At 66.2% G+C, this 26323-nt stretch carries 29 protein-coding genes; 17 read left to right on the top strand and 12 right to left on the bottom strand.

All coding sequences use genetic code 11. The features are described from left to right. Nucleotides 1–323: 323 nt before the first annotated feature. The 6 genes from plsY to PVU19_RS12825 form a co-directional block, all read right to left on the bottom strand. Nucleotides 324–932 carry a glycerol-3-phosphate 1-O-acyltransferase PlsY gene (gene plsY, locus PVU19_RS12800; RefSeq protein ID WP_050662514.1) on the bottom strand — a complete coding sequence of 203 codons (609 nt, stop codon included), beginning with the start codon at nucleotides 930–932 and terminating at the stop codon, nucleotides 324–326. Then, complete coding sequence (gene pyrC, locus PVU19_RS12805; protein ID WP_050662513.1) at nucleotides 932–2212, bottom strand: dihydroorotase; 1281 nt, start codon at nucleotides 2210–2212, stop codon at nucleotides 932–934. The genes plsY and pyrC overlap by 1 nt, the downstream gene beginning before the upstream one ends. Then, complete coding sequence (locus tag PVU19_RS12810; protein WP_050662512.1) at nucleotides 2213–3184, bottom strand: DUF4268 domain-containing protein; 972 nt, start codon at nucleotides 3182–3184, stop codon at nucleotides 2213–2215. A 101-nt stretch (nucleotides 3185–3285) separates the two neighbouring features. Then, on the bottom strand, nucleotides 3286–3738 hold the full coding sequence (locus PVU19_RS12815) for a hypothetical protein (RefSeq protein ID WP_082237540.1): 453 nt from the start codon (nucleotides 3736–3738) through the stop codon (nucleotides 3286–3288). Then, complete coding sequence (locus PVU19_RS12820) at nucleotides 3735–4265, bottom strand: hypothetical protein (protein WP_050662511.1); 531 nt, start codon at nucleotides 4263–4265, stop codon at nucleotides 3735–3737. The genes PVU19_RS12815 and PVU19_RS12820 overlap by 4 nt, the downstream gene beginning before the upstream one ends. Continuing rightward, nucleotides 4262–5203, bottom strand: a complete 942-nt coding sequence (locus PVU19_RS12825; protein WP_050662510.1) for an aspartate carbamoyltransferase catalytic subunit — start codon at nucleotides 5201–5203, stop codon at nucleotides 4262–4264. The genes PVU19_RS12820 and PVU19_RS12825 overlap by 4 nt, the downstream gene beginning before the upstream one ends. A gap of 174 nt (nucleotides 5204–5377) precedes the next feature. On the opposite strand from PVU19_RS12825, the gene PVU19_RS12830 reads away from it, so the two are divergent. From PVU19_RS12830 to PVU19_RS12865, 8 genes are all read left to right on the top strand, one after another. Next, nucleotides 5378–6172, top strand: a complete 795-nt coding sequence (locus PVU19_RS12830; protein WP_050662509.1) for a uracil-DNA glycosylase — start codon at nucleotides 5378–5380, stop codon at nucleotides 6170–6172. Further along, nucleotides 6169–6789: a LysE family translocator gene (locus tag PVU19_RS12835; RefSeq protein WP_050662508.1), complete on the top strand. Its 621-nt coding sequence runs from the start codon at nucleotides 6169–6171 to the stop codon at nucleotides 6787–6789. Before PVU19_RS12830 ends, PVU19_RS12835 begins: the two co-directional genes overlap by 4 nt. Before the next feature lie 6 nt (nucleotides 6790–6795). Next, complete coding sequence (gene moaB / locus PVU19_RS12840; protein ID WP_050662507.1) at nucleotides 6796–7338, top strand: molybdenum cofactor biosynthesis protein B; 543 nt, start codon at nucleotides 6796–6798, stop codon at nucleotides 7336–7338. Between the two features lie 105 nt (nucleotides 7339–7443). Further along, on the top strand, nucleotides 7444–8889 hold the full coding sequence (locus PVU19_RS12845) for an efflux RND transporter periplasmic adaptor subunit (RefSeq protein WP_050662506.1): 1446 nt from the start codon (nucleotides 7444–7446) through the stop codon (nucleotides 8887–8889). A gap of 5 nt (nucleotides 8890–8894) precedes the next feature. Further along, a complete protein-coding gene (locus PVU19_RS12850) occupies nucleotides 8895–12242 on the top strand; it encodes an efflux RND transporter permease subunit (RefSeq protein ID WP_050662505.1) in 3348 nt (1115 codons plus the stop codon). Nucleotides 12243–12284: 42 nt separating this feature from the next. Continuing rightward, the gene (locus tag PVU19_RS12855) at nucleotides 12285–13223 is read left to right on the top strand and encodes a bifunctional riboflavin kinase/FAD synthetase (RefSeq protein ID WP_050662504.1); all 939 of its coding nucleotides are present in this window, start codon (nucleotides 12285–12287) and stop codon (nucleotides 13221–13223) included. Beyond that, entirely contained in the window at nucleotides 13220–13690 is a 471-nt protein-coding gene (locus PVU19_RS12860; protein WP_050662503.1) for a YcgN family cysteine cluster protein, read from the top strand. Before PVU19_RS12855 ends, PVU19_RS12860 begins: the two co-directional genes overlap by 4 nt. Then, complete coding sequence (locus tag PVU19_RS12865; protein WP_050662502.1) at nucleotides 13690–14736, top strand: threonine aldolase family protein; 1047 nt, start codon at nucleotides 13690–13692, stop codon at nucleotides 14734–14736. The genes PVU19_RS12860 and PVU19_RS12865 overlap by 1 nt, the downstream gene beginning before the upstream one ends. An 8-nt stretch (nucleotides 14737–14744) precedes the next feature. Here the strand turns inward: PVU19_RS12865 and PVU19_RS12870 are convergent, their stop codons facing one another. After that, on the bottom strand, nucleotides 14745–15143 hold the full coding sequence (locus PVU19_RS12870; protein ID WP_050662515.1) for a (R)-mandelonitrile lyase: 399 nt from the start codon (nucleotides 15141–15143) through the stop codon (nucleotides 14745–14747). Between the two features lie 515 nt (nucleotides 15144–15658). Between PVU19_RS12870 and rpmB the strand changes: the two genes are divergently transcribed. The 3 genes from rpmB (at nucleotide 15659) to PVU19_RS12885 (ending at nucleotide 16924) form a co-directional block, all read left to right on the top strand. Then, nucleotides 15659–15949, top strand: a complete 291-nt coding sequence (rpmB, locus tag PVU19_RS12875; protein WP_050662501.1) for a 50S ribosomal protein L28 — start codon at nucleotides 15659–15661, stop codon at nucleotides 15947–15949. A 120-nt stretch (nucleotides 15950–16069) separates the two neighbouring features. After that, nucleotides 16070–16417 (top strand): DUF2946 family protein, encoded by a 348-nt coding sequence (locus tag PVU19_RS12880; RefSeq protein ID WP_050662500.1) that lies wholly within the window; start codon nucleotides 16070–16072, stop codon nucleotides 16415–16417. Between the two features lie 42 nt (nucleotides 16418–16459). Next, the gene (locus PVU19_RS12885; protein ID WP_050662499.1) at nucleotides 16460–16924 is read left to right on the top strand and encodes a copper chaperone PCu(A)C; all 465 of its coding nucleotides are present in this window, start codon (nucleotides 16460–16462) and stop codon (nucleotides 16922–16924) included. 282 nt (nucleotides 16925–17206) lie between these two features. Here the strand turns inward: PVU19_RS12885 and PVU19_RS12890 are convergent, their stop codons facing one another. Continuing rightward, a complete protein-coding gene (locus PVU19_RS12890; RefSeq protein ID WP_050662498.1) occupies nucleotides 17207–17899 on the bottom strand; it encodes an NAD-dependent deacylase in 693 nt (230 codons plus the stop codon). A 40-nt stretch (nucleotides 17900–17939) separates the two neighbouring features. Between PVU19_RS12890 and PVU19_RS12895 the strand changes: the two genes are divergently transcribed. The 3 genes from PVU19_RS12895 to cuyB all read left to right on the top strand — a co-directional run bounded on the left by PVU19_RS12895 (nucleotide 17940) and on the right by cuyB (nucleotide 20508). Beyond that, nucleotides 17940–18377 (top strand): low molecular weight protein-tyrosine-phosphatase, encoded by a 438-nt coding sequence (locus PVU19_RS12895; RefSeq protein ID WP_050662497.1) that lies wholly within the window; start codon nucleotides 17940–17942, stop codon nucleotides 18375–18377. 145 nt (nucleotides 18378–18522) lie between these two features. Next, nucleotides 18523–19818, top strand: coding sequence for a histidinol dehydrogenase (gene hisD, locus PVU19_RS12900; protein WP_050662496.1), 1296 nt, complete (start codon nucleotides 18523–18525; stop codon nucleotides 19816–19818). A 9-nt stretch (nucleotides 19819–19827) separates the two neighbouring features. Next, nucleotides 19828–20508 (top strand): cysteate racemase, encoded by a 681-nt coding sequence (cuyB, locus tag PVU19_RS12905; RefSeq protein ID WP_050662495.1) that lies wholly within the window; start codon nucleotides 19828–19830, stop codon nucleotides 20506–20508. Nucleotides 20509–20568: 60 nt separating this feature from the next. On the opposite strand, the gene PVU19_RS12910 is transcribed toward cuyB, so the two are convergent. Further along, a complete protein-coding gene (locus PVU19_RS12910; RefSeq protein ID WP_160316360.1) occupies nucleotides 20569–21333 on the bottom strand; it encodes a hypothetical protein in 765 nt (254 codons plus the stop codon). Between the two features lie 110 nt (nucleotides 21334–21443). On the opposite strand from PVU19_RS12910, the gene PVU19_RS12915 reads away from it, so the two are divergent. After that, nucleotides 21444–21713: a winged helix-turn-helix transcriptional regulator gene (locus tag PVU19_RS12915; RefSeq protein ID WP_200901854.1), complete on the top strand. Its 270-nt coding sequence runs from the start codon at nucleotides 21444–21446 to the stop codon at nucleotides 21711–21713. Between the two features lie 40 nt (nucleotides 21714–21753). On the opposite strand, the gene PVU19_RS12920 is transcribed toward PVU19_RS12915, so the two are convergent. From PVU19_RS12920 to ubiA, 3 genes are all read right to left on the bottom strand, one after another. Beyond that, nucleotides 21754–22086: a hypothetical protein gene (locus tag PVU19_RS12920; RefSeq protein WP_050662492.1), complete on the bottom strand. Its 333-nt coding sequence runs from the start codon at nucleotides 22084–22086 to the stop codon at nucleotides 21754–21756. After that, nucleotides 22073–23989: an OmpA family protein gene (locus PVU19_RS12925; RefSeq protein ID WP_050662491.1), complete on the bottom strand. Its 1917-nt coding sequence runs from the start codon at nucleotides 23987–23989 to the stop codon at nucleotides 22073–22075. The genes PVU19_RS12920 and PVU19_RS12925 overlap by 14 nt, the downstream gene beginning before the upstream one ends. 61 nt (nucleotides 23990–24050) lie before the next feature. Then, the gene (gene ubiA / locus PVU19_RS12930; protein ID WP_050662490.1) at nucleotides 24051–25013 is read right to left on the bottom strand and encodes a 4-hydroxybenzoate octaprenyltransferase; all 963 of its coding nucleotides are present in this window, start codon (nucleotides 25011–25013) and stop codon (nucleotides 24051–24053) included. 11 nt (nucleotides 25014–25024) lie between these two features. On the opposite strand from ubiA, the gene PVU19_RS12935 reads away from it, so the two are divergent. After that, the gene (locus PVU19_RS12935; protein WP_050662489.1) at nucleotides 25025–25750 is read left to right on the top strand and encodes a 16S rRNA (uracil(1498)-N(3))-methyltransferase; all 726 of its coding nucleotides are present in this window, start codon (nucleotides 25025–25027) and stop codon (nucleotides 25748–25750) included. Next, nucleotides 25747–26274 carry a hypothetical protein gene (locus PVU19_RS12940; protein WP_050662488.1) on the top strand — a complete coding sequence of 176 codons (528 nt, stop codon included), beginning with the start codon at nucleotides 25747–25749 and terminating at the stop codon, nucleotides 26272–26274. The genes PVU19_RS12935 and PVU19_RS12940 overlap by 4 nt, the downstream gene beginning before the upstream one ends. Nucleotides 26275–26323: the final 49 nt, after the last annotated feature.

Raw genomic sequence — 26323 nt, forward strand, 5'->3', positions numbered from 1 at the left:
CGGGGCGCGGCATCGGTTTTGGCCTGGAGCTGGCGTTGCCGCGAGCCGCGCGGGGCCCGACCGCCGGGTGGGCGCAGCAACCTCGGTGGACCGCACTTTATGCCAGCCAAGCACTCCCGCGTTTTCAATGGCTTGATACGTTGCAAAAGCGCCCGCCCGCCACGCCGGAGGCGTGCCGGTGCTATCGGCGCACCTTTGGTGCGACGGGGCGGTCGGGCGCTGCGCGGCGGTGCCTGCGGCACCTTGATTCCGCGCATTGGGGCTGAACTTCAACGCCCGCTTCAAACCCAAATCCACCAAACCAGCACCAGACCGTATCCGTCTCACCCCTTCTGACCGATCTTCGGTTCGGTCCCTGCGTTGATCCGCGCGATGTTGTCGCGGTGTCGCCAGAAGATCAGCCCCGTCAGCAGCACCGCCAGCACCAAGGCCCCGCCATAGCCCATCAGCAGCACCCAGATCACCGACGAGGCCGCCGCCACCAGCGCGCCCATCGACGAGATCCGCGACAGCTTGGCCGCCGCCAGCCAGGTCACGCAACAGGCGATCCCTACCGGCCAAGCCAACGCCAGCATGATGCCGAGGAATGTCGCTACCCCCTTGCCGCCGCGAAACCCCAGCCAGACCGGATAGCAATGGCCGACAAATGCCATGAGCGCGGCCAGCTGCACCGCGTCGCCCCCCGCATAGGCCCGCGCCAGCAGCACCGCGACCGCGCCCTTGCCGCCATCGAGCAACAGCGTCAGCGCCGCCGCCGTCTTGTTGCCGGTGCGCAGCACATTGGTCGCGCCGATATTGCCAGAGCCGATGTCACGCAGGTTGCCCAACCCCATGAGGCGCGCCAGGACAATGCCGAAGGGGATCGAGCCGAGACCGTAGCCAATCACGGCCCAGAGCAGGAGAACGCTCAAATCGCTGTCAAAGGGGGGCATCACTCGGCCTCGTATACGCGGGTTCCGGCCACATAGGTCGCTGTGACCCTACCCTGTAGCCGCGCCCCGTCAAAGGGGGTGTTCTTGGATTTCGACTTGAGCGCGAAGCGGTCCAGCACAAACGGCTTGCCCGGATCAAACAGCACCAGATCGGCGGGCGCGCCCTTGGTCAGGCGACCACAGGATAGCCCCAGCCGTTTCGCGGGGTTGAGCGACATCGCCCGCCACAGCGTCGGCAGATCGAGCGCCTCGGCATGATAAAGCCTGAGTGCGGCGGGCAACAACGTCTCGAGCGCCACCGCCCCGCTCGCCGCCGCCTCGAAGGGCAGGCGCTTGCTTTCCTCGTCCTGCGGGGTGTGCATCGAGGAAACGATATCAATCAGCCCCTCGCGCAGCGCCTCGATCACCTCCTGACGGTCCTCCTCGGAGCGCAGCGGCGGCTTGACCTTGAAGAAGGTGCGATAGTCCGACACGTCCAGCTCATTGAGCGTGAGGTGATGGATCGAGGTGCCAGCGGTGATATCCAGCCCGTTGCGCTTGGCCCGTTGCAGGGCGGGCAAAGCGCGCGCCGTGGTGATCTGATCGGCATGATAGCGCGCGCCGGTCATCTCCAGCAGCGCGATGTCCCGATCGAGCCCCATCCGCTCGGCCATCGGCGAGACGGCAGGCAGGCCGCGCAGGCTCGCGAATTTGCCGGAGGTCGCCGACGCCCCCGCGCTCAGCCCCGGATCTTGTGGGTGCCCGATCACCAGCGCGCCGAGGCTGCGTGCATAGCTCAGCGCGCGGCTCAGCACCTTGGCGTCGCGCACCACGTGGTCGCAATCGGTGAAGGCGACGGCACCTGCGTCCATCAGAAAGCCAATCTCGACCATCTCGCGCCCCTCGCGCCCCTTGGTCAGCGCGGCCATCGGCAGGACATTCACCGGGGCCGCCTCATTGGCGCGGCGCTCCACGAATTCAAGCACTTCGGGCGTGTCGATGGCCGGCAGCGTGTCGGGCCGGGTGGCCATGGTGGTGACCCCGCCCGCCGCCGCCGCCAACCCGGCGGAACGATAGCTTTCCTTGTGCCGCTCGCCCGGCTCGCAGACCTTGACCCCGATATCGACGATGCCGGGGGCGAGGCACTGCCCGGCGCAATCAATCACAGTCTCGGCCTGCGGCACCTCGCCCCCGGTGCCGCGCGCGGCGATCACGCCCTTTTGGATCAAGAGCCAGCCCGGCGCATCGGTGCCCGCCTCGGGGTCGATCAGGCGGGCATTGGTGAAAAGGGTTGTAGTCATTCAATCATCCTCACGAACATCACGCCTGTCTAACCGTGTCACATGCGGATGAAATACCTCGCGCATGCGAACAGCATTCCGAACCAGCCATTCATGCTGACGCGGCCAATCCGCTTCATTCGCGATATCTGCTTTCAGGAGATGGCAAATCCGGGCGTCTTGCTTTTCCGGCAAACCTTGCCATTCGAGAGCCGAGCCGAAAGCGGTGTCCAGTTCCGGTTTTCGTGCTTCAAGTACCGCGAAATCCTGCTTGGCCCACTTTCCTGCCAGATAGATCTCGACCCGCACCCAGTTTTCTCGCGTGTTCATCGCCATATTCAAACCAACGCCCGTCTTACCGATTCCATGTGACAGCCAGGACTGCGCAGGTGCGGATACCGGGCGCATCGGCCCGCCATTCTGCGCTAATAGCGCTTGCACGCCGTTCCAGTAGCGTTGCTGCAAGGCGCGCGTGGGGGTCAGGGTATCTTCGACGGTTCTTTTCGCAGCGGCAGTGTTCCGTGACCAGTCGTTCGGCTTGCTAACGACGTTGAACTTGGGCGCGGCCGGGCTGTCGCCGATGCGCCAGAGCTCCACCTCCAGCGCAAAGAACCGCACTTCGGTATCAGTGAGCTCGTTGAGCCAGTCCATGGCCGCCCGGTGCTCATCAGCCACCCGCGCCGCAATCCAGACAATCGTAACCGCATCCAGCCCTGCCGCGTAGGTCATCAACTGTCCCAGGTGCGTGTGATCGGTCCGCTCAAGTTGGTTTTCCACCAGAACCCAGCGGTCCGAGAGCGTGTTCTTGCACAGGATATCGGCGCGAAACGGCCCGACATTCTGCTCGACCGCCTCTAGCTCAAGGTCGATCCCGAGGGTTTCCCCCAAGAGCGCGAGATTGTCTTCACGCGCGAGCCACGGGGTGAAGTCCTGCGCCTCCGATTGCCAAATGTCGCGCAATTCAACCCTGTTCAGTCTGCCCAGTTCACTCATTCCGCCACCCATACCATCACCACCGTCAGCGCCACGATTACCAGCAGCGCCAGCATGGCGATCTTGCCGGACATGCGCGGATCTTTCGGTTCCTGCATCGCTCAGCCCTCCTTCAGACCGGCGGCGGCGCGAAGGCGCGCCTCGGTGCCCGCGCGATCAGCCTGATACTTGATCAGGTGCTTGTCCCCGGCGGCGGTGACCACCTGCACGGCGCTGCCCAGCCCCCGAACGGTCTTGATCTCGGCCAGCCGCACCGCGCGCGTCTGCGGGCCAAGGAGGCGATGATCTGTCAGGTCCCACCGCGCCTTGAGCTCGTCCGAGGCCACGTAACCCGCCCGCACGGCGATGGCGGCCAGCCCGCCGACCGCCCCGGTCCAGGCATGCGGATTGCCGACGGCCCAGAGCACGGCCATGCCCAACGCCATGGCCCCCGCCGCCAGCCACGCATGATCGCGCCAATAGGTCGCGCGGTCGGGATGAAAGCTGTGCAGCACCTGCTCGCCCTCGGCCAGGGCCGTGGTCGGCGTCATGGAATGAATGAGCCCCTCGCTCATGATCCCCCCATCAGCACGAGCACCAGCACGGCTACCGCGATCAGCAACGCGACCAGCGCCAGCGCCGCCCGGCGCATGCCGCGCGGGGTCTCGCTTGGCGCGCCCGTGCCCGCCACCGTGCCATGCGCGCCGCCCGCCGGAAGCGGGTCGAAGCTGACCGGGGTCACGTCTTCCTCGAACCGGCCCACGAGACGCAGAGCGCCGCCCACGCGCATCTTCATCGCCTGCCCCTGAAAGGCCCGCGAGGGCAGGATCAGCACGCGGCCTTTCAGCCCATCGAGCTGCCCGCGCATATCCTTGAGGTCAGCCTCGGCGATGCCGTGTCCCTCGGTCAGATAGGCCGACAGCGACATGTCCTGAAGATCGGTCAGGTCGAACAGCTCGATCTCCTCTGAGCGCAGCTTGCCCTCGGTGCCCAGAGCCTCCAGCACCGCGGCATCCTCCAGAGGCGCGCCCGCCTCCTCGACCACGGAGAAGACCCGCACCACATGCGCCTCCTGCGCGGGGATATCGAGCACCGTGCTCATGCCGCGCGCCGCGCCCGCAGGCCCTGCGCCAGAAGGTCCATCGCCGCCATGCGCACCGCGACGCCCATCTCGACCTGATCCTGAATCACCGAGCGGTTGATATCGTCGGCAATCTCGCCGTCGATCTCGACGCCCCGGTTCATCGGGCCGGGATGCATCACGATGGCATCCTCTTTGGCATAGGCCAGCTTCTCGGCATCGAGCCCGAAGCGGTGGTAATATTCACGCTCGGACGGGATGAAGCCACCGTCCATCCGCTCGCGCTGAAGCCGCAGCATCATCACCACGTCGACGCCTTCAAGGCCTGCGCGCATGTCGTCAAAGACCTCGACCCCGAACTCCGCGATCCCGGTGGGCATCAGCGTCGGTGGGCCAATGAGGCGCACGCGGTTCTCCATCTTGCCCAGAAGGATGATGTTCGAGCGCGCGACGCGGCTATGCGCGATATCCCCGCAAATCGCGATGCTCAGCCGGTGCAGCCGTCCCTTGGCGCGCCGGATCGTCAGCGCATCCAAGAGCGCCTGTGTGGGATGCTCGTGCCGCCCGTCGCCCGCGTTCAAGACCGCGCAGCGCACCTTCTGAGCCAGAAGGTCCACTGCGCCGGATTGCGGATGCCGCACCACCAGCAGATCGGGATGCATCGCGTTCAGCGTCATCGCCGTGTCGATCAGCGTCTCGCCCTTCTTGATGGAACTGGCCTGCATCGCCATGTTCATCACGTCCGCGCCCAGCCGCTTGCCCGCCAGCTCGAAACTGGCCTGCGTGCGGGTGGAGTTTTCGAAAAACATGTTGATCTGCGTGAGACCCACGAGCGCGTCGGCATGCTTGGCATCGCTGCGGTTGAGCGTGACGTACTCTTCAGCCAGATCAAGGATCGCGGTGATATCCCCTTGCGACAGCGGCTCGATCCCCAAGAGATGCGCGTGCGGAAATGTCATGCTGTCCTCCGACCGGTTTCTTGCCTTGTAAGACCCCGGCCCGTTCGGGGCAAGGCGGGGATTGACGACACAGTGCCGCTTTACGTTTCCAGACATACTCGAAATTCGCAGCGTGGGAACCGCAACGATCATCGCCCCTTTTCCACCGCGCCCGCGCGGGATAGCCTCGCGTCCATGGAATCGCCCCTCCCCCCCGAGACAGCCCTTGCCAGCCTTGCCTGGCAAATCGAGCTTGGCGCGACCGAGGCGATCGGCGATGCGCCGGTCAATCGTTATGAGCTGCCCGAGAAATCTGCGAAACCTGCCGCCAAGCCGGACACCGCAACGGCCACGCCCGTGAGCCCCGCGGCAAAGGCCGAGGCCGACCCGTTGGCGGCGGCGACAGCCGCCGCAGCGGTGGCGCCCACACTCGACGCGCTGCGCGCGGCACTTGCCGCCTATCCGCATTGCGATCTGCGGCGCGGCGCGCGCAATCTGGTGTTCTGTGACGGCCACCCCGCCGCACGACTGATGATCATCGGCGAGGCGCCGGGCCGCGACGAGGATATCCAGGGCAAACCGTTCGTGGGACGTGCCGGGCAGTTGCTCGACCGGATGTTCGACGCCATTGGCCTGTCGCGCGGGTCCGAGACGCCCGAGGCCGCGCTTTATATCTCCAATATCCTGCCCTGGCGGCCGCCGCAGAACCGCGACCCGAATGCCGACGAGATCGCCATGATGCGCCCGTTCATGGCCCGCCATGTGGAACTGGCCGACCCCGAGATGATCGTGCTGATGGGCAATATCAGTTGCGAGGCGGGGCTGGGCAAGCGCGGCATCACCCGGCTGCGCGGACAATGGACCGAAGCCTATGGCAAACCCGCCCTGCCGATGTTCCACCCGGCCTACCTGCTGCGCACCCCTTCGGCCAAGCGCGAGGCCTGGGCCGATCTGCTGGCGCTCAAGGCGCGGCTTGCGGGGCGGGCATGATCGTCGATCCGCTGACACTGCTGGCGTTTATTCCCGCAGCCCTCGCACTAAACCTGACGCCGGGGGCGGACATGATGTTCTGCCTCGGGCTCGGGTTGCGGGCGGGCCCGCGCCCCGCCATCGCCGCAAGTGCGGGCATCTCGACAGGCGGTATCGTACATGTCACGCTGGCAGGGCTTGGTCTTGCCGCCCTGATCGCCGCCCTGCCGCTGGCGCTCGACGTGATCCGCTGGCTTGGCGTGGGCTACCTGCTGTGGCTGGCAAGGGGCGCGCTGCGGCAGGGGCCGATGCGCCCTGATGCGCCACATCTCGGCGCCGCCCGCGCCTTTCGCGAGGGCATGCTGGTGAACCTGCTGAATCCCAAGGTGATCCTCTTCGTGCTGGCCTTCGTGCCGCAATTCATCGACCCCGCCCGTGCCATCCTGCCGCAATTCCTGATCTACGGCCTCGTGCTGGCGGTCGGCGGGTTTTTCATCAACGGCGCGGTCGGCGTCTTTGCAGGCGGTGTCGGCCGCCGCCTTGCCACCTCGGCGCGGTTCAATCGCGGGCTGGGCTATGCCTCGGCCGCGATCTTCACCACGCTGGCCGCCCGTCTCGCCCTCATGTCCCGGAGCTGACCCCCCATGTCCCGCATTGACAATACCAAGGATTTCATCCCCGTCCGGATCGCCGTTCTCACCGTGTCGGACACCCGCGATATGGCCGATGACCGCTCGGGCGACACGCTGGTCAAGCGGCTTGAGGCGGCGGGCCATATCCTTGCCGACCGGATGATCGTGCGCGACGAGCGCGACCAGATCGCCGATCAGCTGCGCGAATGGGTGGCAAGCCCGGAGGTGGACGTGGTGATCTCGACCGGCGGCACCGGCCTTACGGGGCGCGACGTGACGGTCGAGGCGCATCGCGATGTCTATGAGAAAGAGATCGACGCGTTCGGGACGGTTTTCACCATGGTCTCGATGCAAAAGATCGGCACCTCGGCGATCCAGAGCCGCGCCACGGGCGGCGTCGCGGGCGGAACATATCTCTTTGCCCTGCCCGGCAGCCCCGGTGCCTGCAAGGACGCCTGGGACGAGATCCTGAGCTTTCAACTGGACTACCGCCACCGCCCCTGCAACTTTGTCGAGATCACGCCACGGCTCGACGAGCATCAGCGCCGGAAATGAGTGCGCCCCGCGTATAACCCTCCCGTGACTTGGCATTTGGCCCGTCGCGGTTAAATGTAGTCCATCCGCCAGCCAGTCGGGCCGGTTATTTGAGAGTGGCATGCCATGCGGTTTCTGCGTCAGGGGCTTTTCGGTCTCTTCCTTCTGTCACTGACCCTGGGTCTGCTGGCCTATGCCGGTCAGATCGTGGTCAGCGCCGTGCAGGAGCGCATGGCCCAGGAGCCGCGCGCACCCGAGCGCCGCGAGCGCGTCTTTGCCGTGCGCACGGTGACCGCCGAAGAGGCCCGGATCGCCCCCGTCCTCACCGCCTTTGGCCAGATCGAGAGCCGCCGCACGCTGGAAATCCGCGCGCAGGTGACCGGCATCCTCACCGAGCTTTCGCCTGATTTCGTCGAGGGCGGCGCGGTGCAGACCGGGCAGTTCCTGGCGCGGATCGACCCTGCCGATTCCGAGACCGCCGTCAGCCGCGCGCGCACCGATCTTGACGACGCCCGCGCCGAAGAGCGCGAGGCGGCACGTGCGCTCGACCTCGCAAAGGACGAGCTGGCCGCGCGGCGCGATCAGGCCAAAATTCAGGACCGGGCGCTGGCCCGTCAACGCGACCTTGAGGATCGCGGCGTCGGCACCCTGACGGCGGTGGAAACCGCCGAATACAACGTCGTGCAGGCGCGGCAGGCGGTGCTTGCCAGCCGTCAGGCGCTGGCCCTCGCGGAGGCGCGCGTCGATCAGGCCAAGACCGCCGCCGCCCGTGCCGAACTGGCCCTCTCGGAGGCCGAGCGGCGTCTGGCGGAAACCCGCATCACTGCCGGGTTTTCCGGCACGCTCAGCGATGTGACCGTGATCGAGGGGCGGCTGGTGACGGCCAATGAACAGATGGCCACGCTGGTCGATGGCACGGCGCTCGAGGTGGCGTTCCGCGTCTCCACCTCGCAATATGCCCGGCTGTTGGGTCAGGACGGCACGCTTCTGCCTGCGCCCGTGACCGTGACGCTGGATACCGGCGGGCTCGACCTGACCGCGACCGGGCAGATCACCCGGCAATCCGCCAGCCTCGCCGAGGGCGAAAGCGGCCGCATGCTCTTTGCCACGCTCAGCGAGGCCCCGGCCATGAAACCCGGCGATTTCGTCGCCGTCACGGTCGAGGAGCCGCCGCTCGACGCAGTGATCCGCCTGCCCGCCACCGCGCTTGGGCCGGATGGCACGGTGCTGGCGCTTGGGGCAGATGAGCGGCTTGAGAGCCTGCCCGTCACCCTGCTGCGCCGTCAGGACAATGATATCCTCGTGCGCGGCGCGGAGCTATCGGGCCGCGAGGTGGTCAGCGAACGCAGCCCGGTCCTTGGCCCCGGCATCAAGGTGCGCCGCCTGAGCCCCGAGGCCAATGCCGGGGCGACGCTGAGCCTCAGCCCCGACCGCCGCGCCCGGCTGCGCGCCTATGTCGAGGGCGACCGCGCCATGCCAGAGCCGATGCGCGCCCGCCTGCTGGCAGAGCTTGAGCGCCCGGAGGTGCCCGCACAGACCGTCGAACGGCTCGAACGCCGGATGGGGGGCTGAGGCCGATGCGCGGCGTCATCTCATGGTTCACCCGGCACCGCACGGCAGCCAACCTGCTATTGGTGCTGCTGATCGCGCTTGGCCTGATGGCAATGCCGCGCATGCGCGCGCAGTTCTTTCCCGACATCATCATCGACAACGTTTCCGTCTCGGTCACCTGGGACGGGGCCAGCGCCGAGGATGTCGATAACGCCATCGTCCAGATCATCGAACCCGCCCTGCTGGCGGTCGAAGGCGTCGAAAGCTCGCGCGCATCGAGCCGCGAGAACAGCGCTTCGGTCACGCTGGAGTTCGAGCCCGACTGGGACATGGGCCGCGCCGCCGACGAGGTGCAGGCCGCACTTGACCAGATCACCACCCTGCCCGACGAGGCCGACGAGCCGGTGGTGCGGCGCGGCGCATGGCGCGACAGCGTGACGGACGTGGTGATCACCGGCCCGGTGGGCACCGAGCAACTGGCGCGGATCGCCGACGAATTCGTCACCCGCCTATTCGATGCGGGCGTCACCCGGACCACGATCGAAGGTGTCGCCGCGCCCGAAACGGTGGTCGAGGTGCCAGGTTCCAACCTGATCGCGCATCGCATCACGATGGAGGAGATCGCAAGCGCCATCGCCGCCGAGATCACCAGCGACCCGGCGGGCGACATGAAAGGGGCCAACACCCGCGTGCGCACCGGCACGGCAAAACGCAGCCCCGCCGAGATCGCCGACATCCCGCTTCGGATGGAGCGCGACGGCACCGCCCTCACCATCGGCGACGTGGCACATATCCGGGTGGCCGGGACGGCGCGCGACGTGGCCTATTTCGTGGGCGACCGGCCTGCCATCTCGGTCAGCGTGGCCCGCTCGGCCAAGGGCGACGCGCTCGACATCGAGGCACAGGTGCGCGAGGTGGCGGGCACCATGCTGCAAACCCTGCCCGAGGGCGTCTCGGTCGACCTTATCCGCACCCGGTCCGAGGCCATATCAGGCCGTCTCGACATGCTGCTCGATAATGCTCTGACCGGGCTTGCGCTCGTGGTTGGGCTGCTCTTTCTGTTTCTCAACGCGCGCACTGCCTTCTGGGTGGCGGCGGGCATTCCGGTGGCGATGCTGGCGGCGGTGGCGATCATGTATGCCGCCGGGCTGACGCTCAACATGATCTCGCTCTTCGCGATCATCATCACCCTCGGCATCGTGGTGGATGACGCCATCGTGGTGGGCGAGCATGCCGACGCGCGTCACCGCCGCTATGGCGAGCCGCCGATGGTCGCCGCCGAACGCGCCGCCGGGCGCATGGCGTTGCCGGTCTTTTCGGCCACGCTGACCACGCTCATTGCCTTTTTCGGCCTCGCGGTGATCGGCGGGCGGTTCGGGGATCTAATCTATGACATTCCCTTCACCGTGATTGCCGTGCTGGCGGCGAGCCTTGTGGAATGCTTTCTGATCCTGCCCAATCACATGGCGCACGCGCTTGCGCATTCGGCCAAGGCGCATTGGTACGACCTGCCCAGCCGGGTGGTGAACCGGGGCTTTAGATGGGTGCGTGAGCGGGGTTTTCGCCCGGCTTTGGGCCTGCTGATCCGGGCGCGCTACGCGGTGCTTGCGGGTGCGGTGCTGCTGCTCGCCACGCAGATCGGCAGCTTTTTGCAGGGCGATGTGACGTGGCGGTTCTTCAACGCCCCCGAACGCGGCAGCGTGTCGGGCAATTTCGCCATGGCGCCAGGGGCCAGCCGCGCCGACACGCTGGCGCAGATGCGCGAGATGCAGCGCGCGACCGAGGCGCTTGGTGCGGAATATGAGGAGCGCTATGGGGCCAATCCGCTCAGCTACGTGATCGCCCAGGCGGGCGGCACCTCGGGGCGCGGTCTGTCGGGCGCGGACACCAAGGATGCGGACCTTCTGGGCGGCATTTCCATAGAGCTCATTGATCCGGACCTGCGCCCCTATTCCAGCTTTGCATTCGTCGCTGACCTTCAGGAAAAGGTCACCCAACTGCCGCTCACGGAAACGCTCAGCTTTCGCGGCAGCCGCTCGGGGCCGGGCGGCGATGCGCTTGACGTGGAACTGCACGGGGCCACGGCAGAGGATCTCAAGACTGCTGCCGAAGCCCTCAAATCCGCGCTCGCGCGCTATCCCGAGGTCTCGGCGCTCGAAGACAACCTCGCCTATGACAAGTCCGAACTGATCCTCGATCTCACCCCGCAGGGTTCGGCCATGGGCTTTACCATCGACGATCTGGGCCGCATCCTGCGCCACCGCGTGAACGGGATCGAGGCTGCGACCTATCCCGACGGGCCGCGCTCTGCCGAGGTGCGGGTTGAACTGCCACGGGGCGAGCTCACAGCCGATTTCCTAGATACCATGCAATTGCGTGCGCCCTCGGGCCAATATGTGCCGCTCGCGGATGTGGTCAGCGTGACCGAGCGCACCGGCTTTGCCACCGTGCGCCGCGAGAACGGGCTGCGCCTGATCAACGTGACCGGCGATATCTCCGAGGACGACCCGGCCCGCGCCGCCGAGATCAGCCGCGCCCTGGAGGCCGAAATTCTGCCCGAGATCGCCGCCACCCATCAGGTCGAATATCGTCTGGCGGGGCTGTCTGAGCAAGAGGACGAGTTCATGGCCGACGCCCGCATGGGGCTGATCATGACGCTTCTGGGCATCTACCTCGTGTTGTCGCTGGTCTTTGCCAGCTGGACCCGGCCGATGGTGGTGATGGCGATCATCCCCTTCGGCCTTGTCGGCACGATCTGGGGCCATGCGCAATGGGATGTGCCGCTGTCGATGTTCACCGTTGTGGGCCTGCTGGGCATGACCGGGATCATCATCAACGATTCCATCGTTCTGGTGACCTCGATCGACGAGCATGCCGAGACACGCGGGCTGATCCCCGCGATCATCGAGGGCACATGCGACCGCTTGCGCCCCGTGCTTCTGACGACGCTGACCACCGTACTGGGCCTCGCGCCGCTGCTGTTCGAGCGCTCCACGCAGGCGCAATTCCTCAAACCCACGGTGATCACGCTGGTTTACGGCCTGGGCTTCGGCATGCTCTTGGTGCTGCTGGTGGTGCCTGCGCTGCTGGCCATCGGGCGCGACCTCGCACAGCCCGTCACCACCCTGCGCCGGGGCCTGCGGGTGCGCCGCGCGGGGCTGCGCACGACGCTTGGCACGGCGGCGGTGATGATCCTCGGCTGGTTCGCAGTGACGCTGGGCTGGACGCTGGCCACGGGCACCCTGCCCGACCCCGTCGCCTCGCTCCTGCCGCTGGCCCCGTTGATGGCCGCACTGGCGCTGTTCGTGACCGGCGCGGCGGTGCTTCTGATGCTGGTTTATGTGACAGCGGCCCTTGCCCGCCGTCCCGCCTGATCGCCCTTGCGCAAGCCGCCGCGCGGCGCTAGGCCATGCCCCATGCGTATCATCCGGGATTACACCTATGTCACCGAGGCCGATCGCGGGGCCTCAGTCGCCATCGGCAATTTCGATGGCGTCCATATCGGCCACCTGTCGGTGATAGATCAGGCGCGCGCAGCGGGCGCACGCAGCGGCGCGCCCCTGGGCATCCTGACATTCGAGCCGCATCCGCGTGAATATTTCGCGCCCGATGCCCCACCCTTCCGGCTGATGGGCCGCGAGGCGCGCGCGCACCGGCTGGAGAAACTCGGCGTCGAGCGGCTTTATGAGATCAATTTCAACGCCGCGCTCGCGTCGCTTAGCCCCCGGGAATTCGCGCAGAACGTGATCCGCGACGGGCTGGGCCTTGCGCATGTCGTGGTCGGCGCGGATTTCTGCTTTGGCAAGGGGCGCGCGGGCAATGCCGCCGATTTGCAGGCGTTCGGCGCGGAGATGGGCTTTGGCGTGACCATCGCGCAATTGCTCGAAGGTGACGCCGGTCAGGTCTCTTCCACCGCCATCCGCCGCGCGCTCAGCGACGGCGACCCGCGCGCCGCAGCCGCCATGCTGGGCCATTGGCACCGCATCGACGGGCCGGTGGTGGGCGGCGAACAGCGTGGCCGGACGCTTGGCTATCCGACCGCCAACATGTCCATCGAAGGGCTGCACCCGCCGAAATTCGGCGTCTATGCAGTGCTCGTCGATGTGCTCGACGGGCCGCATAAGGGGCAGTATCACGGTGCCGCCTCGCTTGGGCTGCGGCCGATGTTTCAGGGAGAGGTGCCCAATCTGGAAACCTTCATCTTCGACTTCTCGGGCGATCTCTACGACGCGCCGCTTTCGGTCGCGCTGGTCGATTACCTGCGCCCCGAGGAAACCTTTGACGGTCTCGACTCCTTCATCGCGCAGATGGATGCCGATTGCGCCCGCGCACGCAGCATACTGGCCGCGCTATGAGCGATCCCATCGACCGCAGCGGATTGCGCCCGCGTTTCTGGGAGACCACCCGCCTCGACCGGATGACGCAAAAGGAATGGGAGGCGCTCTGCGACGGCTGTGGCAAATGCTGCCTCAACAAGCTGGAGGATGATGAGACCGGCGAGGTGGAATTGACCCGCGTCGCCTGTCGCCTGTTCGACGATACCACCTGCCGCTGCGGGCAATATGCCATCCGCCAGCAATTCGTGCCGGAATGCATCTCGCTCAAACCGCACACGATCGAGCGCCACGCCTACTGGCTGCCCGAAACCTGCGCCTATAAGCTGCTTTACGAGGGCAAGCCGCTATACGATTGGCATCCGCTGATTTCCGGCGATCCGCAGAGCGTGCATGACGCCGGCGTCTCGATGCAGCACCGCACGATCCCTGAGTTCGACGTGCCCGAGGATGACTGGGACGAGTATATCATAGAGGAGCCCACCTGATGCAACTCGCCTCCGACAATTCCGGCCCGGCCCTTCCCGCCGTCATGCAGGCGATGAGCGAGGCCAATGCCGGGCATATGCCGTCCTATGGCGACGAGGCGCTGATGAGCCGCGTCCGCGACCGGCTGCGCGCGCTCTTTGAGGCACCGCAGGCCAGCGTCTATCTGGTGGCCACCGGCACGGCGGCCAATGCGCTGGCGCTCGCCACCCTGTCGCAGCCGTGGCAGACGGTGTTCTGCACGCCGCTGGCCCATGTCCACACGGATGAGTGCAACGCGCCCGAGTTCTTTACCGGCGGCGCAAAGCTCAGCCTTGTGGGCGAGGCCGACAAGATGACGCCGGATGAATTGCAGACCGCCATCAGCGCCTGGCCCGCGGGCGACGTGCACAACCCGCAGCACGGGCCACTGGCGCTCACCCAGGCGACCGAGCGCGGGCGCATCTATAGTTGCGCGGAAATCACCGCGCTCGCCCAAGTGGCGCGCGATCATGGCCTGCCCTGCTATCTCGACGGCGCGCGCTTTGCCAATGCGGTGGCGGCACTCGGGTGCAGCCCCGCCGAGATGACATGGCAGGCGGGCATCGACGCGGTGTCGATGGGCGGCACCAAGAATGGCTGTCTCGGGGTCGAGGCGGTGATCTTCTTCAACGCCGAGAATGCCTGGGAATTCGAGTTGCGCCGCAAACGCTCGGCGCATCTCTTCTCCAAGCACCGCTATCTCTCGGCGCAGATGCTGGGCTATCTGGCGGATGATCTATGGCTGACCACCGCACAAATGGCCAATGCGCAAGCGGCCAAGCTGGTGCAGGGGTTGCGCGGCCTGCCGCAGGTCGAGATCACGTTTGAACCGCAGGTCAATATGATCTTCGCCCGTTTGCCGCGCGCCACCCATCAGCGGCTGAAGGCGGCAGGCGCAAGCTATGCGCTTTACGAAGGTCCGCTCGACCAGGGCCCGGCGGAGGAGCCGCTGCTGGCGCGCTTTGTCTGCGACTGGTCGATCACCGACGCGGAAATCGCGCGGTTTCTGGACGTTGCACGCGGCTGACGCGGCCTTTAGCTGCCGACATAATCCGCATCACTCACCTGTTCGAGCCAGTCCGCCACGCGCCCGTCCTGCGCTTCCTGGATCGCCATATGGCACATCATGCGGTCAGGCGTGGCCCCGTGCCAATGCTCTTCATTGGGCGGAATCCAGACCGTATCACCGGCGCGGATTTCCTCCACCGTGCCGTCCCGTGTGCCGATGAGGCCCACCCCCGAGATCACGTGCAGCGTCTGGCCGAGGGGATGCGTATGCCACGCGGTGCGCGCGCCCGGCTCGAATGTGACGCGCAGGGCCCGCACGCGCGCAGGCTCCGGCGCCTCGACCACGGGCTCCTGCCAGACCCGGCCGGTAAAATAGGCGGCATCGGCCAGCTTGCTCCTGACGTCTTGCGTTCGGACGATCTGCATCATGCTCTCCCTTTCGACTCGTCGCGATCCTAGCAGCCTTCGGAGGAATTGAAATGACGGTCTGCGGGGGGCCTTGAGCGGACATAGCGCCCCGCCAGAAGGTGCCGCGTGATCGCAGGGTCGGGGACTGGCGATGCAACGGTTGTGGCGGGTTCTTTATGCCAGCTAAGTCATTGTAACCCCGACACGTTGCGCGCCCTATCAAATCGCCAGGCCGCGGGACGGCGTCATGCTGGAGGCATGCCTCTGGCATGACGATCGCGCGGCACCTTCGGTGCGTATCGCGCGGGATGCGACAACGACAGCCTCAGGCCAGTTGCACCCCCGACCACTGGCCCCAAGCCCTACCACAGCCCTCTTGCAAACCAACCCGCCTTTTTCCCGCTCGAATCCCTTGACGCCCCTGCGCATTGGGCCTAAAGACCCCAGACGGAATTCGGGGCGCTGCCGGTGGCGGTGCCCGTTTGTGTTAAGCAGGGCCAGACCGCGCCCTCAACAAGAACGAGGATGACCCCATGTCGCGCCGCTGCGAACTGACCGGAAAAGGCCCGATGGTTGGCAATAACTCCAGCCATGCCAATAACAAGACCAAGCGTCGGTATCTGCCGAACCTCAACGATGTGACGCTGCAGTCGGAAACCCTGAACCGTGGCATCAAGCTGCGGATCTCGGCCCACGCGCTGCGCAGCGTCGATCACCGGGGCGGGCTCGACGCCTTTCTCGCCAAGGCCAAGGACGACGAACTGTCGCCGTCGGCCCTCAAGGTGAAGAAAGAGATCGCCAAGGCGCAGGCCGCCAGCGCCTGATACCCCGATTGTGTTAATCACGCACGGCCCCGCCCCTTTGGCGGGGCTGTTTGCGTTTCACGGGCCCGGTACGTTTTGTCGCTTGTCCTGTGTGCGCATGCCCGCCTATACCTGCGGGCAATGACGATCCTGCGCAGCATAACCGCCCTTGGGCTTTGTCTCTTTCTGGCGCTGACCAGCGTCAGCCTCGCCGTGGCGCGCGGCGCGGCGCAGCCGGTGGGTCAGATGGTGCTTTGCACCGGCGAGGGCACCCGTACCGTGCTCGTGGACGCCAAGGGCCAGCCCGCGACACCGCCGCATGTCTGCCCGGATTGCCTGCTCGCGTTCTATGCGGATGCAGCCCGCCCGCCATTGCCCTTGCCACGTGATCTGGCTGCAACGGCCCGCCAAACCTTCGCCGGTGCCCGCCACGAGGCGAGCCTCGCGCGCCCCGCGCCGCTGGCGCGGGCACCGCCCGTCTCGGTCTGACCTTCCAAACCCCCTTACATTCAGACCAAAAGGAGCGACGCCATGTCCCTCAAATCCACGCTTTTCGCCGCCCTCGCGGGCCTCACCCTTGCCGCCCCAGCCATGGCGCAGGAAATCCACGTCCTCGACACCTATGCGCGCAGCGCCAGCCCGATGGCCAAGACCGGCGCGGCCTTCATGCTGATCGAGAATATCGGTGATGCGCCGGACCGCCTGATCGCCGTCAAATCCACTGCTGCCAAGAAGGTGGAACTGCACACCCACCGCGAAGAGGGCGGCGTGATGAAGATGGTGCATGTCGAGGAGGGGTTCGAACTCGGCGCGGGGGAGACGTTGTTTCTCCAGCGCGGCGGGCATCATGTGATGTTCATGGGGCTGACCGAGTCATTCGAGCAGGGCAAGACCATTCCGCTAACCCTCGTCTTCGAGACCTCCGGCGAGATCACGCTCGACATTCCCGTCGATCTGGAGCGCATGCCGAAAGAGGGTCACGGTCACGGCAACTGATTTTTGGGTAGTGGTCGGGGCACCTTGGAGGTGCCCCGATAGGGGGTGGGCTTGGCCTGGAGCAGTCATAGCACCCCGCCAGAAGGTGCCGCGCGAGCGCAGGGCCGGGGACTGGCGATGCAACGGTCGTGGCGGGTGCTTTATGCTAGCCAAGTCATTGTAACCTCAACACGTTGCGCGCCCTATCATATCGCCAGGCCGCGGGACGGCCCGGCGCTCGCGCGGCACCTTCGGTGCATTTCGCGCGGGTGGTGCTTATGTCGGGTTTAGGCCAAAACTCACCTATCCGCCCAGGATTTCCGCGACCCAGAGCGGCACCACCTCCGAGGCACGCCCCTGTCGGACCTCGTCAAAATCACCGGCCACCGCCGATGGCTCCAGATTGATCTCCACGCACCGCGCCCCCGCCAGTGCCGCCTCCTGTGCAAACCCCGCCGCCGGATAAACCTGCCCCGACGTGCCGATCGCCGCAAAGATATCCGCCCCCGCCAGATGCGACAGGATTTCCTCCATCCTGTAGGGCATCTCGCCGAACCAGACGACGTCCGGACGGCAGGCGCAGGCACCGCAATCCGGACAGGCATCCCGCACGCTCATCTGCGCAGCGGCCTCCCAGCGACCGCCACAGGCGGCACAAAGCGCGCGGGCCAGTTCACCGTGCATATGGATCACATCGCGCGCGCCGCCTGCCTCGTGCAGCCCGTCCACATTCTGCGTCACGATCACCACCTCGCCCGCATGCTCGGCCTGCAACCGCGCCAGCGCGCGATGCGCCGCATTGGGCCGCGCCTCCGCCGCCTGCACACGGCGTGCGTTGTAGAACCCGTGCACCAGATCGGCATCGCGAGCAAAGGCCTCGGGCGTGGCGACATCCTCGATCCGGTAGCGTTGCCAGATCCCGCCGACATCGCGAAACGTGCCAAGCCCACTTTCCGCCGAAATCCCGGCGCCAGTCAGTATGACGATCTTTTGCATCGCGCCCTCCTGTTCTAATCTCTGCCGGAAAGGACGCGCCATGACCACCCGAATCCTCTTTGTCTGCCTCGGCAATATCTGCCGCTCGCCCGCCGCCGAAGGGGTGTTCCGCAGCCTCGCCCCAAAGGCCCGGACCGACAGCGCGGGCACCAGCGGCTGGAATATCGGCGATCCACCCTATGGCCCGATGCAGGACGCCGCCCGCGCCCGTGGTCTCGACATCTCGGACCTGCGCGCGCGCCAGTTCGAGGCAGAAGACTTCACCCGCTTCGACCTCATTGTCGCGATGGATGCAAAGAACCTCGCGGCCATCGACGCGCTGCGACCTGCGGGCAATACCACGCCGGTACGGCTGTTCACCGATTACGCGCCCGACCGGGACGCGGATCATGTGCCCGACCCCTATTACACCCGTGATTTCGACGGCACGCTCGACCTGATCCAGACCTGCGCCAAGGGCCTGGCTGCAAATCTCTAGATCGTTCGGTGGCGGAGACGGCCGCGCCTTCGGATATTCCGAAACCCGCTTTCAGCAGCTGGAAAAACCCCGCCACCGGACCGGCTATTCCCTTGCCCAATGGGTCACGACGCCCCAATCAATAGAGGCAAAGGAGACCCGCACCATGCCCTTCACCCAGCTCAAAACCGCCCCCGGAGAGCCACCGCAGACCGCCCATGACGTCACCGACACGGTGCAGATCATGCTGGCGCGGCTGCGCGCGGGCGGCGCGCAGGTGGCGCTGGAATATGCGCGGCAACTCGATGGCTGGCAGGGCGAGATCACCGTCAGCCGCGCCGAGATCAAGGCCGCTTGCGCCCGCGTGCCGCAATCGCTCAAGGACGATATCGCATGGGCGCATGACAATATCTCGCGCTTTGCCGCCGCGCAGCGCGCCACGGCGCAGGATATGGAGATAGAACTGCGCCCCGGTCTGCGGGCCGGACAGCGTCAGATCCCGTTGCAGGCGGCGGGTTGCTACATACCGGGCGGGCGCTATAGCCATATCGCGTCGGCGCTGATGTCGATCGCCACGGCGCGTGAGGCAGGCGTGCCCGACATCACCGCCTGTTCGCCACCCTGTGGCAGCGGCCCTGTTCCCGATGCGATGCTCTTTGCAATGGACCTCGCCGGGGCGACGCGCATCCTGACCATCGGCGGGGTGCAGGGCATTGCCGCGATGGGGTTTGGCCTCTTCGGCGCGCCGCCTGCCGATATCCTGGTCGGCCCCGGCAATGCCTATGTGGCCGAGGCCAAGCGGCAGCTTTTCGGCCCCATCGGGATCGACATGTTCGCAGGCCCGACCGACAGCCTGATCCTTGCCGATGACACCGCCTGTCCCGACACCGTCGCCGCTGATCTGGTGGGACAAGCAGAGCACGGGGCGAACTCGCCGGTCTGGCTCGCCACCACGCACAAGCGCTTGGCCGAGGCGGTGATCGCCCGCGTGCCCGCACTGATCGCGGCCCTGCCCGAGCCCAACCGCACCGCCGCCGCCACCGCATGGCGCGATCTGGCCGAAGTGGTGCTCTGCGACAGTGCGGAAGAGATGGCGCACTATGCCGACACCAAGGCCCCGGAACACCTGCACGTGCAGGCCCGTGATCTGCCCTGGTGGCGCAACCGCCTGCGCGCCTATGGCTCACTTTTCCTGGGCGAGAACACCACCGTGGCCTTTGGTGACAAGGCGGCGGGGCCCAACCACGTCTTGCCCACCTCGGGGGCCGCGCGCTACACAGGGGGGCTATCGGTGCACAAGTTTCTCAAGACCGTCACCTGGCAGGAGGTGGACGAGTGCGCGCTGCCGGATCTCGCGCGCGTCACCGCCAGCCTCAGCCGCGCGGAACGGATGGAGGGGCATGCCCGCAGCGCAGATATCCGCCTCGGCCCGGTTCCCGGTGCCGCGCAATCGACGGGGTAAGACGACCGCATGAAAACCGTGGGCATTCTGGGGGGCATGGGCCCCGAGGCCACCATTCTCTTGATGCAAAAGGTCATGGCGGCCGTGCCTGCGCGCGACGACGCCGATCACGTGCCGCTGATCGTGCATCAGAACCCGCAGGTCCCGAGCCGGATCAAGGCGCTGATCGAGGGCGGCGGCGAAGACCCCGGCCCGACGCTCGCGCGTATGGCGCGGGATCTGCAGGCGGCGGGCGCGCAGGCGCTCGCCATGCCCTGCAACACCGCGCATCACTACGCGCCTGCCGTGGCAGGGGCGACGTCGTTGCCCTTTCTCGACATGCTGGACGTGACAGCTGCCTCGCTTGCCACGCAGGGCGCGCGGCGCGTCGGTATGCTCGCCTCACCTGCGACGCGGCTCGCGGGCGTGTTCGAGGCACCCTTTGCCGCGCATGGCCTGACCCCGGTATTTCTGCCCGACGACAGCGGCTTGCTCGCGATCATCCGCGCGGTCAAGGCAGGCGAGGCCACCGCCACGCTCGGCCCGCGCCTCGCGACGCAGGCCGAGGCGCTTGTCGCAGAGGGGGCCGATCACCTGCTCGTGGCGTGCACGGAACTGTCGTTGATGACGACGGCCCTGCCCGAAAGCGTGGCTCATACGGACAGCCTCGATTGCCTGACCGCTGCCATCGTGGATTTTGCCAAGGGCTGAGAGGCGCGGAACAGCATCGCGCGCAAGGCGGAACAGCGCCGCCTTGCGCGGTTTCATTTCTCAGGCGGCTGCCGGAAACCTGGAGGGGGACCGCAGCTTGCTCAGAGAAACGAAATGAAAGGCGAGAAAGATCGCCACGAAATAGCCCGGAAACATCGCCAGCGGATGCAGGTTGATGATGTTGGGCGTCTCCTGCGCCATCAGATGGGCAAAGCCTTCCGACGTCGTGATGCCGACCAGAACCGCGACGACGAAATCGCCCAGCCCCACGATATTGGCGCGCATCACCTTGGCACGCGCATCGGGCGCGCCCTTGGCGCAGGCCTGCCACGCCCGATATCCCTCATACCCGGCCCAGATATCGCCCAGACCCGCCAGCAGCGCGAACTGCCACGGGATGACGCCTGCCACCCAGCCGACGAGAAAGATCGCCCCCATCACCCGCGGGATCTGAAAGGCGATGAGCAGCCCGGGATCGGTCTGCGCGAGGATGGTCTGCCCGGTCTGCGTGCGCGTTGCCAATAGCCACAGCGTCAGCGCACCCGCAAACATCGAAAAGAGAACGATCGGAGGATCGGTCAGCGTCGCGGGAACCATGAACGCGCCCGAGCGCGACAGCGCCATCGCGACGGCACCCCAAAGCGACAACAGACCGACCGGCCATAGCACGGCCCGAGCCAGCGCAGCACCGCCAAGCCCGGCGCGCGCCGCACCGAGGGCCACGACCGCCACGGCCAACGCCGGGAGCAGGATGAAGAAGACATGCACATAGGCAAGAAAGATGTCGGACAGCATTGGAATCTCCATGTTGAGTATGTATTTCATAGTGACTATATTTATGGTAGTCAATTCTCATTCTGAATTCTCTCGCTATACTTTGCGCTATGACACCAAACAGACGTGACAACTGCCCGATTCTAAGGGCCACCAATGCCATGGGCGACCAATGGTCGATCCTCATCCTGCGGGAATTCTTCCTTGAAGGACCGCGCCGATTTCAGGATTTGCAGGATATACTCGGGCTCTCACCGAACACGCTTTCGAACAGGCTCAAAAAACTGGAAGGCGCGGGAATTTTGACGAGGCAAGCGTATTCAGCGAATCCGCCGCGCTCGGAATATGTGCTGACCGACGCCGGTCAGGCACTCGGCCCGGTCATGGGTGCGCTGCACCAATGGGGCGAGGCGCATACCCCGGACCTGTGATGATGCGGCATATGCCTCCGGCCTGGTAGCGTGTCCGCGATCAGCTCGCAGCCCGGCTCAGCTTGTCGAGATGGGCGCGCATCTGTTCGGCCTCGTAGCGCGCCTCGCGCAGGCCCTCCATCGTGGCGGCAAGCTCCGCCTCGGTTTGGCTCAGTTGGTTGGTCAATTCCGCTTCGCGCTGCTGGAGATAGGTGATCGCCTGATCGCGGGTCTCCTCGGCCTCGTGCAACTCCTGCGCCATGCGCTCCAACTCGCCCACATCTGACGCCCCCACCCGGATGAAGCGATGCACCAGCCAATTGGCAAACCAGCCCATGCAGAACGCCACGAACAGCACGATGGCGGTGGCGATGATAAACTCAGTTCTGTTCATCCGTGGTCTGGTCCTGATTGGGCTCTTCTGTCTCCTGCCCTTCTTCCCCCGTATCCTCGAGGCTTTCAAGCGCTGTTTGCTCCTCGACCAGCGGCTTGGGACGGATAATCCTGAATTCGATCCGGCGATTGATCTCGCGACCTTCCTCGGTGTCATTGTCGGCAATCGGCGCGGTCTCGCCATAGCCCTTGGCCTCGATGGTCGAGGTCAGCACCCGCCGCAGCCGCAATTCGTTGAGCACCGCGCGCGCCCGCTCAAGGCTCAGTTGCCGGTTCATCTCCTCGCGGCCCTGGCTGTCGGTATGGCCGCCGATCTCCATCTTCAGCTCGCCGCATTGCTTCAGAATCTCGGCGATCTCGTCCATGATCGCCGCACCTTGCGAATCGATCCGCGCCGATCCCGGCTCGAACCCGATCTTGCGGTCCGCCTGCACCTCGGCAACGCGCGCCTCGCACTCGTCAGGTGTCGGCAATTGCGCCACCGGATCAAGCTTCTCCTGATAGGTGACGTCCATCGAGAACTGGCCGCCGCTTCCCAGCTTGTCCGACAGCAGTTGCGACAGTTCGGTGCCCGCGCTCTTGCGCCCGGTATTGCCCTGAACATCGAGGCTGTCGGGGGTGACCGTCACGGCACCGTTCGACAGGTAAGACAGCGCCTCGAGCCCCAGAAGCACGCGCATCGACCAGTCGCGCGGCAGGTCTTCGGCCACACGGGCCGTGACATGCACCGCGTCCGAGGCAAAGCGCGCCTTGGCGAAACTTGTGACCGTCTCGCGCAATTGCGCGCTGCCCACGCGCCCCCGCAAGAGCACCTGCCCCTCGGGCGACAGGGTCGCGATGAACTCGGGCACGGTCTTTTCGCCATCGCCTTCGGGCGCGGGCAGCGTCGCATCAAGGGCGAACACCTCCGGCAAATCGGCCTCCAGCCGTCCGATCACATCATCGAATTTGCCTTGCTCGGTGCCCTGCGGTGCCCAGAGCGCGATATCGGCATCCGAAAACGTCACACTGCCGCCCCCCAGATCCTTGACTGCGGCAATCGCCAGTTCCGCCGCCTTCGCCCATCGGGGCGAGGGCACGCCCATGCCGACCGTACATTCGGCCTTGCCCTGCAAACCGGCACTGCCCGCCGCCCGCAAGATGCGGTCGCGCGCCTCGACCGTATCGGCGGAACAGGCATCGAACCGCGCGCCGCCTTCGTCGATCAAAAAGCGCAGGGTGAAGGGCGTGATCACCGGGCGCGGCGCGGAAATATCGAGCGCGAGCCGCACATCTTCGGGAACCCGGCGCGCCAGGGCTGTCTCCAGCCGCCGTTGATCGGCGACGTTCTCGGCCATGGCCGTGATTTCCACCCGTTCGGCGCTGACCGAAATCTTGGTGCGCGACAGATCACCGAGCGACCGCACGGCATAGCGCAGCGCGTCCTCCCAAGTCTCGGGCGCGGGGTAATCGGCGGCATCCAGAAGATCGGCCACCGGGGCACCATCGGTCACATCCTTGACCTCGGCGAGGAATTTCGACCGATCAAGGGTCGCTGGCACAAGACCGATGAGGGAAATCCCGCTTTCGTTGCGCAGAATCTCGATGGCAAAACGCGGCGGCGCGATGTCGCCTGCCTCCTCGACCAGCATCTGGTCGATCACCCGCGCGGCATCGACCACCGTGCCCGCGACCGACAGTGCCTTGAAGCGATCCGCCTCGGTTGGCGCGGTGCCCGCCAGAAAGACCTGCAAACCGTCGGTATCCACCTCGGTCCAGACCATGCCACGCTGATCCAGCGCCTCGCGCACGCCTTGCCGCGATCCGTCTTCGATCGCGCTTACTGCGAATCCGGCGGCGACCGTGCTGAGCACGATGGCCCCGAGGAATGTCGACCCGATGGTAAAGACCGTGGATAACCGCATGTGACCGTTGCCGTTTTGTTGTCCCTGCCGCGTGTTTAGGCGCGTGCCGGGGCAATATCAATCACAGCAGGACGGCGACGGCGAAAAACGGCACAGGCAAGAGCCCGGCATCGCGGTTCGAGCGGAACAGCGTCAAAAGCCTCGCGTTGTCCTCAAGGTCCAGTTTTCGCATCTGCCCCTGCATGTGCCAGCCCATCGCCCAAGGCCCGCACAGCGCCGCCACGAGGGCGGGCAGACCATCAGGGGCCGCCAGGATCACCGCCATCGCCATCAGCGACACGGTGCCGACCAGAAACCAGCGCAGCCAGCGCGGGGAATTGTGGCCAAAGAGCCGCGCGGTGGACTTCACGCCAATGAGCGCATCATCCTCGGCATCCTGATGCGCATAGATCGTGTCATAGAAGAGCGTCCAGGCGATCCCGGCCAGATAGAGCACCACCGCCGGCGCCTCCAGCCGCCCAGTGTGCGCCGTCCAGGCCAGCAGCGCGCCCCAGTTGAAGGCGAGACCCAGGAAAATCTGCGGCCACCAGGTGAAGCGCTTGGCGAAGGGATAGATCGCGACCGGTAACAGCGACAGAATGCCAAGGCCTATGGCTGCCCAGTTGAATGTCAGCAGGATGAAAAACGCCACCAGTGCCTGCGCGCACATCCACATTACCGCGCCCCGGACCGTCACCTGCCCCGAGGGGATGGGCCGCGACGCGGTGCGCGCGACCGAGCCGTCGATATCGCGGTCGGTGATGTCGTTCCACGTGCATCCCGCGCCGCGCATGAGGAATGCGCCGATGCCGCAGCCCGCGAAAATCCACAGATCATGCCAGCCAGCCTGTCTATCCGACAGCATCGCCAAGCTAAGCCCCCACCAGCACGGCAACAGCAACAGCCACGTGCCGATCGGCCGGTCCGCGCGCGAGAGCCGCAGATAGGGCCGTGTCGCGGGCGGCGCCAGCCGGTCCACCCAATTGCCGCGATAGGCGTCGGCGACCGTGCCTTCGGCCTCTGGCGTCTGGTTGTCTCCGGTCATATGCTGGCCCCATGAAAACGGCAAAGATCAGGCTTTATGTAGAGCACCCCCTGGGGCAAGGGCAAACCATTCCTCTGTCGCGCGATCAGGCGCATTACCTCTTCGGCGTGATGCGTCAGGGGGTGGGTGACGCGGTGCTGCTCTTCAACGGGCGCGACGGTGAATGGCGCGCCGAGGTGGCCGAGGCGGGCAAGCGCAGCGGAACGCTGGTGTGCGAGGCGCAGACCACCCCGCAACGCGACCCGCCCGACCTGTGGCTGCTGTTTGCCCCGATCAAGAAGGCGCGCACCGATTTCATCGTCGAGAAGGCGGCCGAGATGGGGGCCGCGCGGATCGTGCCCGTGCAGACCGACTTCACCAATTCCGAGCGCATCCGGCAGGACCGGCTTCAGGCGCACGCGGTCGAGGCGGCGGAACAATGCGGCGGCACGTTTGTCCCCGAAGTGACCGGCCTGCAAAAGCTCGACACGCTGCTCACCAACTGGCCCGAGGAGCGGCAATTGATGTTCTGCGATGAGGCGCTTGCCGGTGCGGGGGCCACCCTGCGCGCGGCGGGTGGCGAGCGTTGGGCGATCCTGATCGGCCCGGAGGGTGGGTTTTCCGAGACCGAGCGCACGCGGCTCTCGGCCCTGCCCTTCGCCCATCCCGTCAGCCTCGGCCCGCGCATCCTGCGCGCCGATACCGCCGCCGTCGCCGCCCTGACGGTCTGGCAACAGGCGCTCGGAGACTGGGCATGAGCTTTGTGCGTCCGCAAGCGCGCGCCGCCCTCTGGCGCTGGCGCGAGGTGCTGACCGGCACCGGGCTGGCCGTGCTTGGCCTGTGGTGGACGCTTGGCTCCGGCGGGCTGTTGCACTGGTTGGGTTATGTCCTGTTGATCGCGGCGGGCGCGATGTTGATGATCGGCGTGCAGCGCGCGCGCTTTCGTGGCGGCGCGGGCGGCGCCGGCGTGGTGCGCGTGGATGAGGGCCAGGTTGCCTATTTCGGGCCGCTCACCGGCGGCGTGGTTGCGATCCGCGATCTCGACCGGCTCACGCTCGACCCCTCGGGCCAGCCCGCACATTGGGTGCTCAGCCAGCCGCAGGCCCCCGATCTGCATATCCCCGTGAATGCCGAAGGCGCCGAGGCGCTGTTTGATGCCTTCGCCACCCTGCCCGGCCTGCGCACCGAGCATATGCTGACCCAGATGCACCGCCTGCCCGATCACCCGACAGTGATCTGGCAACGGCGCGCACCTGTCACTTCATCCTTCCGGCTGCATTGACACCGCTCGCGATTGCCGCCAACTGTGACCCCCGACAACAGATGCGCAG

Source organism: Roseovarius tolerans (assembly GCF_028885395.1).
Lineage (GTDB): Bacteria > Pseudomonadota > Alphaproteobacteria > Rhodobacterales > Rhodobacteraceae > Roseovarius > Roseovarius tolerans.